Genomic DNA, 12,970 nt, shown 5'->3' with positions numbered 1-12,970 from the left:
GTATGAAGATATTGGAATACTGCCCCTTTTTCAATGAGCATAAAATAGCAGCCATGAAGATCAGAGAAGCCGGTTACTGGATTGATGAACTTCATTTATGTGAGGCAGATAAGAATTTCAGTTATGAAGACAAGCCTTATAACTTTGATACTTCCACCTTAAATGACAAAGTAAAATATCATAAGATCACTGCCGGCAGCCTGTTTAAACCTGCGCTGCCGGATCAGTCCTACTATCATCCTGATACTTGTCCGCCGGAACAGTTTGACCAGTGGTACTGGCATCTGCTTACGCATAACATGGGTTATCATAATGAAGCGATGCAGCGTAACACCTGCAACATACTGAGAGATGTGGCAGGAGAAGAAGATATCATTATCCTCTCAGACCTGGATGAATTCCTTGACAGCCGGCTGGCAGACAGGATTGTAGATACCGTAAAGAAGCATCAGATCATTACGGTGAAATTGCATTTCTCTGTATTCTATCTTAATATGTTTTCAGATAAAAGTCATGGTATGCGGAATTTCAGTTACAGAACCTATATCATGACAGGAAAGTATTTCCATAAAATGCCATTCACCGGTGATTATCTGCGGAAGAAAGGTATATCCGGCGGCTTGGAGCAAACCATACATTGTCCCGATGAATTTATGGGCTTCCATCATTCCTGGTTGCAGCCGGCTGCTAATGCATTCACCAAGCTGAAAGCATTTGAGGCAAATGTGAAGGACAAGACATTAATCAGAAGTGATTTTGCTGAACAATGTATCAGAGATAAACGGCTGCCTTACCCGGATGCAGCGCTGTATATCGATAATGAAAAGCCTTTCCTGAGAAGTGTGCAGGAATCGGATACAGAAGGGTTATGGTTTGAAGGTGTATTGTAAATCCTGCTGTTATTCCTCAGTAAATAAGGTGGCCTAATTTGCTGGGTTAGAAGATAAATTTATCACATAAATGGCAGGAAAATTGCCAGCGTGAAATACGCCCTTGCTTAATAGCACAACACGTTAATACCTTATATTAATATAGGTCTCTTAGAACATCCTGTCAATAAGGGATCAGGATTGTTGTTTGTTGATTTTTCTTATATGGTTTTCATAGACGTTACATTCCTTGGCATTTACTCATTGAGGATATTTAACTTAATTCACATTCATTCATACCAGTTTCACATCTCAGGTTGTCAGGACTATTTGAACATTTTACTTTTGAAATTCTTTCATACATCTTATTAAAACTCATTTCATAAACAGGTATTGTAAATTGATAATCAATACCTAAATGGTAATTACGAAATGAGTTCCAGAACGTTTGAAGGAACCAGTAATAAATGAAAAAATAGCGTATGAAAACCACAAAAATAATTATAAGTGCTTTAATTATCTGCATGCCATGGATTTCGAGTGCTCAGGGAATAATTAAGTTTGAAAACCGGGTTCAAAAAATGTCAAAAGAAACCAATCCTCAAAAAAACGTAATTGAACTTCAGTCTATAATCAGCGATTACAACCTTGATCCAATAAAAAATGCTGAAGAGTTAGATGTGCTACATGGTACGGTAGCACTTAGTTATCTGGCTTCCGGTAATTATCCTATGTTTGAGCAGTATATAAAAGCGATAAAAAATAAGTTCAACCAAACATCCTATATGAATATGGGCACATACGACTTATTAACGCGTAAGATTGATTTTGATTATGCACTAAGCTTAGCAAAAAAAACGGTTGACCTCTACGAATCCTATATTGATGACAAGGCTGCAAGGCCGATCAGTATTCCTGAAGAAGCTTGGGAAAGGTGGATCAAGATGGCGGCATATCCCTACTATGAGACGTATGCTTCAGCGTTATACCTGAACCATGAAGCACAAAAAGCCCTCATGTATGAGGAAAAGGCATTACAAGGCAAAAAATCAGAGGAGATCATGCAATCTTCTTTGGAACTCTATGCAGAACTTTTGATTTCGCAGGGCCGAACTGAAAAGGCTTACGATATTTTGATTGACAGGGTTAACATCGGGAATTCCAGCCTTAAAATGAATGATTTGCTGAAACAGTTGCTCATCATACGGACAGGCAGTTTAGACAGATCTACTGCTATCCTCGACTCCATTCAAAGCAATACATCCGTCAATTATAAAGATAAGCTTTTAAAGGAGTCTGTTAAGGATGAATTGGCGCCAAACTTCATGTTGAGTGATGTAAATGGAAAAGAGATTTCTCTTGATGACCTGAAAGGCAAGGTGGTTGTTTTAGATTTTTGGGCGACATGGTGTGCTCCATGTATTGCCTCAATGCCAGCGATGAAGAAAGTCAGTGGTAAACAACCGGATGTTGTGTTTATTTTTATTGCTACCCAGGAACAGGGTAAAGATCCATTATCGCGCATCAGAGCCTACCTAAAGAAAAATGGCTTTCCCCTAAACGTATTGATTGATACACCATCCAAAACAAATTCTGATCTCTTTTCAACAGCAAATTTGTACAGAATTAATGCTCTTCCCACTAAATTTGTCATCGATAAAAATGGGAAAATAAGGTTCATTAGCAGTGGATTTAGTTCCGATACTGAGCTTATAAATGAACTTGAAGCTATGATTTCAATTACAAAATTGTATTAGAGAGGATTTATATGATTATTTTAGCTGTTAAGTTTTAATATATTCTTGTTTAGAATGCTATATAAAAAATGCTTACTACTGCTTTTATTTCTATCTGTTTATAGTGGGGTTGTCTGTGGACAGGAGTTAAATAAACCCTTGACGGAATATTTGAGGTTTGATGCACCGGGATTACCTGGCAATGAAATCAAAATTGCCGTTAACCGTGAAGTCGTCAATGTAAAAGCGATTGGCGGCTTCTTTAAGATTCATAAAACATCAGCCTTGGATGTGGGCATTTATTTAAGACAATATAATCCTCGCAAACATTCGGTGGATATTGATTCAAGCAGTGCTTATAAAGATGTTTTAACAGGCGACACCGAGATTTACTTGCTGCCGGATTCAGAAATATGTTTTGATGTCATTGAGCAAGGCACAAACAAACTTTTGCGAAAGTATATTGTAAAAAGACCCAAAGCCATCCCGCAACTGAACTTTTTTGATCAGTCGAAAGGTATCAAAAGCATCTTCTATGTATTTAATAACGATTCCGAAACTGATAAGATTGATGTCAGCCCTGGTATGAGGGTAGCTATTGCAGCTATTGAAAGAAAGGATTTTAGGGATTTGGAAATGGAGTACACTTTAACAAATCTTAAAACCCACAAATCTTCAAGAGGAACAATTAAGCAGGGAATGTCGTCTTTGAAGCTTACTGAAAATAGTGACTATCAATTAAGCATTAACTATTCATTACAAAAAGAAAGTGTAGGAACTGTTTTTATAACCGTTAAGCCGTATTGGTATAATTCAATATTTTTCTACATCAGTATTTGCGGTGCTTTAATAGTCCTGATTTTATTTTTTCTGAACAACCGATTGAAAAGAAATCTTAACAGGTCGGAAAAGAAACAGCATGAACTGGAAGAAGCGGCAATCAAGCTACAGTCACTATTGAATCCGCATTTCACTTTCAATGCACTGAGTTCTATACAAGGACTTATGAATAGTGGGAAAATTGATGATGCTAACCAATATTTATATGAGTTTAGTTCATTATTGCGAAAATCTTTATCAAAGAGCCAGCTAGTTTTCCATAGCCTCGATCAGGAGCTTGAAATGATGCAAATTTATATTCGCCTGGAAGCGCTACGATTCAATTTTAATTGGGATATAAAGGTGGAGGATTCGCTGCATACATCTGAAATAGAAATTCCCACCATGTTATTGCAACCATTGATTGAAAATGCAATCAGACATGGCCTTTCTGGCATTGGTGAAATAAAACATTTGGCGATTACGTGTGGTTATGGAGCCGGGAAAGATTCTATCGTCATCGTTATAAAAGATAATGGAAAGGGTATAAAACCAAATAATGAGTTGGGTTATGGACTATCACTAACGCAAAAGCGCATAGAAGCAATAAATAAGCTAAGTAGTGTTGGGAAAATTAAGCTTGGCTTCGAGATACAATCAGGAACCCAAGTTACATTAACATTTTTCAACTGGCTAAGTATATGATAAAGGCAATTCTGGTTGACGATGAACCTATCAATAATACTAATTTAGCGGCATTACTAAACCGCCATTGTAAAGGGGTTGGAATCGTCGCCACTGCACGCAGTGCAGAGGAGGCAAGAAGTAAAATTATTGAGTGGGAGCCGGATGTTGTATTTCTTGATATCGAAATGCCCGGCATGAATGGATTTGATCTTTTAAAAACTTTTGATAATCCCTATTTTGATGTTGTTTTCGTTACAGCTTACGATTCTTACGGTATAAAAGCAGTAAAATTTTCGGCCCTGGACTATATACTGAAACCGATCAATAGTGCCGAGCTTAAAGCCGCTGTAGAAAAGATTGAAAATTCAGTCCAGGTTAAGAGACAAAATTTGAGATTAAAGAATCTACTCAGTTTATTGGATAACACATCATCGAATACTGAAGACAAGATTGCGCTGTCAACCTTGAAAGAAACTTATTTCATAGCCATTAAGGATATTTTACGGTGTGTATCTTCAAATAACTATACCACATTTTTTCTTGCAAATGGCGATGAGCATCTTATATCGAAACCTTTATATGAATACGACGAGCTGCTTAGTTCCTATGGTTTTATTAGATGCCATCAATCGCATTTAGTAAATAAGTTTCATGTCAAAAGTATATTAAATGAGGATTCAGGGTATCTTATTGTAGGTGCTGCTGGGCATAAGGTTCCAATCTCAAGACAAAAGAAAGGTTTGGTCAAATCTATTTTGTATTGAAGTTAAAAATAACTGATGGTAAGTAACTATGAAACACTAATCCTTTGCACCCATTCAAATTGTCTATTCACCTGAGTCAACCTTCATTGCTTCATATTTAAAAAATAGAGTTTCCTTTCCAATGAAATTCCAAAATGGTGAATTTGTGCTGGTATATAGGGGAGGAGGAATAAAGGTTAGCAAAATCATCCCTTTTTGAAAAGGTAACAGATCTGATCCATTGCCCATGTCGGAAAATTATAAAAGAAAACTAGTTTTGTACAATACTGAACCAATAAGAAAAAACCATCTTTGATATGGGTTAAATCTTAACCTTTTATAAATTCTACGCTTGAATAGAAGAACGTTATTAAAACAAATGGGCTTAGCCGGAACGGCATTATTACTCCCCCGTTTCTCCTACGGAGAAAATCAAATGATTAATGGCCCTTTTCAGCCCAATTGGACCTCCCTGGAACAATTCAGGACACCTGACTGGTTTTCCGATGCAAAGTTCGGCATCTGGGCTCATTGGGGCCCCCAATGTCAACCTGAAAACGGAGATTGGTACGCCCGTGAAATGTACATGGAAGGAAACCGCCACTACAATTTCCACCTGAAGAAATATGGCCATCCCTCCCGGTTTGGTTTTAAAGATGTCATCAATGAATGGAAAGCAGAACAATGGCAGCCGGAGGAATTAGTTTCCCTGTATAAACAGGCAGGAGCAAAGTACTTTATTGCCATGGCTAATCATCACGATAACCTGGACCTCTATGACAGTAAGTATCAACCCAACTGGAATAGTTTAAAAGTTGGCCCTAAAAAAGACATCCTTGCCGGATGGGCTAAAGCTGCCAGCAACCAGGGCCTGCGATTTGGTGTAAGCATCCATGCTGCCCATACCTGGAGCTGGATGGAAACCTCGCAGCGGGCAGATAAAACAGGGCCCTATGCAGGGATCCCCTATGACGGGAAACTTACTAAAAAAGAGGGTACCGGTAAATGGTGGGCTGGACTTGATCCGCAGGATCTCTACGAGCAAAACCATCCCATGAGCGAAAATGGTTATGACAATGGTGCGATCCATCGCCAATGGAATTGGGGCAATGGGGTATACCCGCCTTCAAAAGCTTATTGCGAAAAGTTCCATAATCGTACTATAGACCTCATCGAAAAATATGAGCCCGACCTGATGTATTTTGATGACACGGCATTACCCTTATGGCCTGTCAGCGATGCCGGTTTACGCATTGCTGCACATTTCTATAACCGTAGTGTAAAATCACGTAAAAAGCTGGATGTTGTTATTAACGGAAAGATCCTGGATCCACAACAACGAAAATGCATGGTATGGGATATCGAACGCGGCCAAAGTAACAGTATTGAACCATTACCATGGCAAACAGATACCTGCATAGGAGACTGGCACTATGATCGTTCCATCTACGACCGCAAAGGCTATAAAACAGCCAAAACAGTGATCCAGATGCTGGTGGACATCGTTAGCAAAAATGGCAACCTGCTGTTAAATATCCCCGTCAGAGGGAATGGATCTATCGATGAAGAAGAGCGAAAAATTGTTGAAGAAATCGGTCGGTGGATGGCAGCAAATGGCGATAGTATTTACGGTACAAGGCCATGGAAAATTTTTGGGGAAGGCGCCTCCCTGGAAAATTCAGCGCCGTTAACGGCACAGGGATTCAATGAAGGAAAAGGTAAGCCATATGATCATACTGATATAAGATTTACATCGAAAGGCGATGTACTGTATGCTAGCATTATGGAATGGCCTGCTGATGGAAAAGTGTTGATAAAAAGCCTAGGAACAGCGAGCCAATTCTTTAAGGGTGATATAAACAGGGTTACACTTGTTGCAAATAATACAGCCTTACAATTCAGTCGTAATCCGGAGGGCTTGTTGATTGAACTTCCTGATCGACCGGCGTTGTCTTATGCGATCGCGCTAAAAATAAATTAACGATGTAGATCATATATTATAAGAACGGCTATTCCTGTAATTTCCCGGTGTTTGGCCGGTTGTACATTTAAATATTCTTGCAAAATAACTCAGGCTTTCAAATCCTGTTTGCGCTGCAATTTCTGCAAAAGTATAATCTGTAGTCAGGATCAGAAACTGTGCACGGTCAATTCGCTTTTGCTGAATGTATTGAAGCGGACGCTGCCCGGTATGCTGAAAGAATGACCTGGAAAAATGATCCGTACTTAAATTTGCCCTGGTCGCCAATTCCTCTACCGAAATATTTCCGCCAAGATGGGTTTGGATATAATTAATGGCTTCCATTATCCTCGATGGAATTAACTTTTGCGGATGACAGGCAAATTCCTTGCAGTTCAGGAACCTGGATAATAGGACCTGGATCAATCCCTGCGTTTCAAGAATAGTAGATAAGCCGATGTGTAAGTTAGCTTCCTGGAAGCCTTTCAGGATGTTACTTTTCTCATACACTTTTGGATTGTCGGATTTCCGGAGATCTCTTCCCGGATTTATTGCAACCAGCCTTTTCAGCAAATCAATGTCTGACGATGAAGCTTCTATCTGTAACAATTTCCTGCTCCCGGCAAATAAAGAACTGCCATCCGAAGATTCCTCTATAAAATGAACATAATACTGGCTGAGGTGGGAAGGGCATGTTTGGTTAAACATGGTAAAGCTTGGTATCAGGTAAAGATTTCCCTTTTCTAAGGTGATGTGCTGATCAGGATTGGAGAGGAAACCGATACCATCATCAATCAGGTAAAGCCGGTAAAAAGGACTAATCACATTGAAATAATTCCAGCTCTCATTCAATTGTACATAATCAGTATTCAGTAATGAAAATGTAAACCGGTTCCTCATAAATGTGACAATCTGTTGAAATCGGAAACTACATAAAAAATCAATATTGTCAGACAAAATAGAAAGATAGGATTAAAAAAGGGGGGCCAGGAGTTAAAAAGACCAGGCGCGGCAAAGGTACGAAGTTCATGGTTATTACTGACGCGCATGGTCTTCCTCTCGCCGTGCACACGACTTCTGCTAGCCCACATGAAGTCACCAATGACGGATTTGCTTCTAAACTTAAGGCTGTTATTATTGTTCCTGGTGATTGTGGCGGTGACCCGCAAAAGCAATACATTTTCTTTTGGCAATTTTGGCTGGTGCCCGGAATTGAATCATCCACAGGAAGGAGGTGCAGATTTTCACACTGATATTAATCATTATTATTAAAAAGAAAGTTAATTTGGAAATTATTCTAATACCCCTAAATTTGTAGCACCGGTTTTTTAGTATGTTAATCGCTATTTCGTATAACGGTTCAAGATAATGAAGTAACCCTTATCTCTATTTATAGTAAGATCAAATGAATTTATCCAATATAATACTATGAATGATGATTATTAAGTCTCGATATTCCTCTGAATGTAGCGGTTAATTCAATTTTATAATGTTCTGAATTTTGAAACTGTTTTTGTCAGGAACCAATAATTGTTTAGGTGGAATGGGGGACCATACGCTATTTTCATCGATTCTTTCACTGTAATATGGCAACCTTTCTGGCAGATGAACGTATTTAGGTACCCGTACCTATTCTTCCAGTGTAGATAATGCATCAATGTTTGGTATAGGCGGCCAGGAAAATTCAAAAATAATCTTCAATAGGGGAATGTTGTCTGGCTTTAATAAAGCGAATCATCGATAAGCTAATGATTGTCTCAATCATTAAAAATATCATGCTGGCAATTTTGGTAGCACTTGATTATTCTCTAGCTTTATTCTAAAATTATCAGTTTGTGAAGTAACACACCCGTTTTTTAATCCAAAATAATACCTATGTCATAGTTATACCCAGTCGAGATAGCATTGATAATTATATCCTCGTATACCGGGTTACACTTGTTTAAATAGCCAATTGAAATCTCTATACCTTATATTATTTTTCCTTACGGCAGGAAGCCTGCTCACCTATGCTCAGTTGCAGCGTAGTACCTCATTGCCCGGTGCCCCGGGTAAGGGGCCAATCGTAGCCTTTCCCCGTGGTATCCGGCAATCATCCGGAGAAGTGTCTTATTTGTTAGCTATTGACACAGCTGGTAATATTAACCTGCTGCCACTACATGCCAATCAGCGCTATGATACAGCCAGGCGACCCTACCCGGCCCGCAAGCCTTTCCTGAAGGTGCACGGGAATGTGATGTATGATTATTACTACCAGTCCGGACTTGATACCCCTTACCAGCAGAAAGATATTTACCAGCATACTGTTCAGACTTATCTCGATCTGACCATCAGGGAGCAATATCCTGTGCGTGTTGCATTTACCACTGCCAGGGGGAATTCAACGCTATTCCGGGATATCACCGGCATCAATATGCAGTACACCAACAGGGATTTCAAGAACCTGTTGTACGATAAACTACAAAATTGGGATGGTTACCAGGTCGGTGAACTGCAACGCTTGCAACTGGAAAAAAATAGACTGAACGCAAAATCCCTGGAGTTTTATCAATTGAAGGACTGGTTGTCTTCACCAGCGCAGTTGCAACGCCTCGTGGAAGCCAAAGAACGAAAACTCTATGGCCGGAAAGACACCTTGCCAGGCATAGGCTTCGACTCGCTCTTCCGGCGGCCGGCGATGCCATCAATGGGGGATATTTCATCAAAGCCGGGGAAGCCCTCAATGCCAGGCATTCCATCCCTGCCTGAAATGCCCTCACTGGACATCCTCCTTCGTTACAAAGGTCATCTCAGGGACTCAACGGTAAACCATCCTCCTGCCGATACCAGTTTTGAAAACTATTATGCTGCCCGCCAGCACCAGTTAGACACCCTGCAGGAGCGCCTGCGGATCATGGATAGCACCTATCACGTTCATGAAGCGCAAATGGCCAACCTCAAAGGGAATATCATTGAAAAACTGATGAGCAGTAAGAATAACCAGGAGCTGAACCAGCACCTCAACGAACTGAACCTGCCGGACACAGTATTGCCGAAAGGCTATAAAACCCTGTTGGCTATACGCTCCATAGGTCTTGGCCGTACCCTGGCCGACTACTCTGAATTAACAGCCAAAGGCATCAGCATTACGGGGGTGCAGGCAGAGTTTAACCCCTCTTATTATGTAGCTGTTGCCGCCGGTACTATTGACTATCGCTTTAGAAACTACGTGGTAAATAGCGGTGCGCCCAGTCAGTACCTGGCATTGATAAGAGGCGGCTATGGGATGAAAGAAGGCAATCACCTGTTCTTTACTTATTACATGGGTAAAAAACAGCTGTATAACCTGAATGCAAGCGCAGATAGTGCCAGTAAACCTAACTATCATATCCAGGGCCTGGCCCTGGAGGGTCGCTGGCAGATCGCAAAGAACACCTATATGACAGGGGAGATCGCGAAGTCGTCCTACCCTTATTACCAGCAATCTGGGCACAGTATGTTGAGTATGATTGATCACAGCAATGAAGCCTGGTCGATGAGCGCAAATTCCCTGATTACCCAGACAGGTACTAAACTCGCAGCTGTATACAAGGTAATGGGAGCCGGCTTTCAATCCTTCAGTTTGTATACTACCGGCTCAAAGCAAATTGCATGGACAGTGCGTGTAGACCAGCCTTTCTTTAAACAACAGTTGTTAGTCACCGCATCTGTTCGTCGAAATGATTACACCAGTCAGTATCAGCAGGCAGATTATAAAAGCAATACCATCTTTAAAAGCATCCAGGCTACGTTGAGGATTAAGCACTATCCGGTATTGAGTGTGGGGTATTATCCCAGCTCTCAGCTGACGAAACTGAGTGATGGTACATATATGGAAAGTACTTTCTACACGATGGTCGGCACCCTGAGTCATTTTTATAAAGTACATCATGTGATGATGAATACCATGTTGTCTTATACCCGCTTTTATAACAAGCAGGACGACAGCAGTTTTGTGTACTACAATACAAAGAACCTGCTATTAAATCATACCATGTTCCTGGGCAAATTTACCATACAGGGCACCGGTCAGGCTGCAATGAATGGCGATTACGATCTGTATGGGGGAGACGGGAATGTATTGTATAAAGTTAAAAGCTGGCTGGACATTGGCGGAGGCATAAAATATAGTTACCAGACAGTCTATGAGCTGAGGAATGTGGGATATACCGGTACAATGCGTGTAGCCATTCCATATATGGGCCAGATAGAGCTCATGGCAGATAAAGGATTTATCCCGGGTGCTGAAAGGCGGCTGGTTTCAAATAATACAGGACGAATTACCTATACAAAAACATTTTAAATGAGACGTTTTATCCTGATAGCGCTGATGTTGCTATCTCTTCAGGCAAGCGCCCAGGTAAATATGACGGTACAGTTACCCCCGACAGGTGTCATGCAAAAAGCGCAGCTGTGGAATATCTTACTGGTATCTGGCGCTGCATCACCGATAAGAGTGCGTGTTGAATTGCGCATAACAGATTCACAGACCAATCAACCTGTGCTGACAGGCGCCAGTCGCATTATTTCATTATCCAGGGGAGCCAAACAATTGCAGGTAGCGGATGTATCGCCTATCGACTATGAATACCTGTCGCATACCTCCGATAGAAATGTCAATGGCTTGCTGATGGCTGGTACATACACAGCATGTTACAGTGTATTCCTGCTGTCTGGCGATGCGTCTTCGCTGATAGCGGAAGATTGTCTGCCATTTGCAGTGGAACCGGTAAGTCCGCCCTTATTGAATAATCCTGCTGATCAGAGTGTGGTGGAGGGGAATTTGCCACAGTTTACGTGGATCCCGCCGGCACCGGTTACAATTTTTAGTGATCTGAATTATGATTTTACAATTGTAGAAGTCAGGAAGGGGCAGTCAGAGGCAGAGGCGATGCAGGTGAATATCCCGGTATATCGTACAGGTCATTTGAAGGATCAGTTTTTGAATTACCCGGTTTCAGCGATTGCATTGGATACGGCGAAGAGTTATGCCTGGACGGTAGTAGCGAGGAATAATACGCAGTTTGCGGCGCAGGCGGAGATCTGGGGGTTTAGGGTGAAGGGGGTAGCTAAAGAGAATACAGTGGTAAGCGAGGATACTTACGTGCAGTTGAAAAGGGAGTTGGATGGATCTGTTGTGGCCTTTTCGGGGGCATTGCAGGTTGGGTATAATAATGATGCCGGAGATGCGAAGATAGTATACGAGATCATCAGCTTAGATGCAGCCCGAAGTATAGTCAAATCTGCCAGCCTTCCGGTGGAACCAGGGATGAACAATATCAATATACCATTGACGAAATTAAGCCTTGCGAATGGTCGGTCGTACCTGTTTCGTTTAAAAAATAGCAGGAATGAAAACTGGCAGATAAAATTTGTTTATAAATGAGGTCTTTATTAGCACTAATTATCGGGATGACTGTTGTTATTTCCTCACATGCCAAGGATACAACAGCAATTAAAAAAGCACTGAATATGTTACGCCGTGTACAGGCGAAAAGTCTGCAACAGCCAGTCAGTTTTGACTTGAAATATACTTATTCCAATGAGCATACGCCATACAAGTTGCTTGATAGTTTGCAGGGAAAGGTGGAAATGAATGGAGAAAATTACAGGTGCTTACTGGATCATACAGAGACGATCCATAATGGTATCTATAATATTGTGCTCTTCAAAGAAGATAAACTCATGTACCTGGCTAAAAATAGTAAGGCAGCTTCTCCTGTTGATCCACTGGCGACCATTTATTCCTTGTTAGAAGCCGCCACTGGCAGCTCATTTAGCTATCAGCAGAAAAACACAATTATCGACGTCACTTTTCCTGCTAATGGGCCATGCAAAAAAATGTCCATAGTGATTGATACCGTCTCACAAAGGGTGATATCGATGAATTATGTACTGAAGACAACAATGCTGATTAGCGCGGATAATCAGGGCGACGAATTGCCGGTAGGGTACGAAGAATATGCATTGGTAAAAACGAACCTGTATAACTATAAGGAGATTGCTGCTAATAAAAGCCGTTACGATGAGAAAGAATTTTTTTATAGAGAAGGCGATGTATTGAAAGTGACTCCAGCGTATCAGGACTATAATATTTTTGTTGGCTCACCTGATCTGTAAATCTAACACTTATACCTA

The 12,970-nt window shown here is 40.8% G+C and carries 10 protein-coding genes; 9 read left to right on the top strand and 1 reads right to left on the bottom strand.

From position 1 onward, the window contains the following. Positions 1 to 2 precede the first annotated feature (2 nt). From U0033_RS04235 to U0033_RS04215, 5 genes are all read left to right on the top strand, one after another. Complete coding sequence (locus U0033_RS04235; RefSeq protein ID WP_072364187.1) at positions 3 to 890, top strand: hypothetical protein; 888 nt, start codon at positions 3 to 5, stop codon at positions 888 to 890. A 461-nt stretch (positions 891 to 1,351) separates the two neighbouring features. Further along, on the top strand, positions 1,352 to 2,626 hold the full coding sequence (locus U0033_RS04230; RefSeq protein ID WP_083571757.1) for a TlpA family protein disulfide reductase: 1,275 nt from the start codon (positions 1,352 to 1,354) through the stop codon (positions 2,624 to 2,626). 54 nt (positions 2,627 to 2,680) lie between these two features. After that, positions 2,681 to 4,129: a sensor histidine kinase gene (locus U0033_RS04225; protein WP_072364184.1), complete on the top strand. Its 1,449-nt coding sequence runs from the start codon at positions 2,681 to 2,683 to the stop codon at positions 4,127 to 4,129. Then, positions 4,126 to 4,875 carry a LytR/AlgR family response regulator transcription factor gene (locus U0033_RS04220; protein WP_072364183.1) on the top strand — a complete coding sequence of 250 codons (750 nt, stop codon included), beginning with the start codon at positions 4,126 to 4,128 and terminating at the stop codon, positions 4,873 to 4,875. Before U0033_RS04225 ends, U0033_RS04220 begins: the two co-directional genes overlap by 4 nt. Positions 4,876 to 5,206: 331 nt before the next feature. Continuing rightward, positions 5,207 to 6,835 (top strand): alpha-L-fucosidase, encoded by a 1,629-nt coding sequence (locus tag U0033_RS04215; RefSeq protein ID WP_072364182.1) that lies wholly within the window; start codon positions 5,207 to 5,209, stop codon positions 6,833 to 6,835. A gap of 9 nt (positions 6,836 to 6,844) precedes the next feature. On the opposite strand, the gene U0033_RS04210 is transcribed toward U0033_RS04215, so the two are convergent. Further along, positions 6,845 to 7,714 (bottom strand): helix-turn-helix domain-containing protein, encoded by an 870-nt coding sequence (locus U0033_RS04210; RefSeq protein ID WP_072364181.1) that lies wholly within the window; start codon positions 7,712 to 7,714, stop codon positions 6,845 to 6,847. Positions 7,715 to 7,915: 201 nt separating this feature from the next. Between U0033_RS04210 and U0033_RS04200 the strand changes: the two genes are divergently transcribed. The 4 genes from U0033_RS04200 to U0033_RS04185 all read left to right on the top strand — a co-directional run bounded on the left by U0033_RS04200 (position 7,916) and on the right by U0033_RS04185 (position 12,952). Next, positions 7,916 to 8,086, top strand: a complete 171-nt coding sequence (locus tag U0033_RS04200) for a hypothetical protein (RefSeq protein WP_177318688.1) — start codon at positions 7,916 to 7,918, stop codon at positions 8,084 to 8,086. 682 nt (positions 8,087 to 8,768) lie between these two features. Further along, positions 8,769 to 11,135 carry a hypothetical protein gene (locus U0033_RS04195; RefSeq protein ID WP_143150870.1) on the top strand — a complete coding sequence of 789 codons (2,367 nt, stop codon included), beginning with the start codon at positions 8,769 to 8,771 and terminating at the stop codon, positions 11,133 to 11,135. Beyond that, positions 11,136 to 12,218 (top strand): hypothetical protein, encoded by a 1,083-nt coding sequence (locus tag U0033_RS04190; protein ID WP_072364179.1) that lies wholly within the window; start codon positions 11,136 to 11,138, stop codon positions 12,216 to 12,218. It abuts the gene before it with no gap. Then, a complete protein-coding gene (locus U0033_RS04185; protein ID WP_143150869.1) occupies positions 12,215 to 12,952 on the top strand; it encodes a hypothetical protein in 738 nt (245 codons plus the stop codon). Before U0033_RS04190 ends, U0033_RS04185 begins: the two co-directional genes overlap by 4 nt. Positions 12,953 to 12,970: the final 18 nt, after the last annotated feature.

It is taken from the genome of Chitinophaga sancti (assembly GCF_034424315.1).
GTDB lineage: Bacteria > Bacteroidota > Bacteroidia > Chitinophagales > Chitinophagaceae > Chitinophaga > Chitinophaga sancti.
This window is presented reverse-complemented; position numbering and strand designations above follow the sequence as displayed.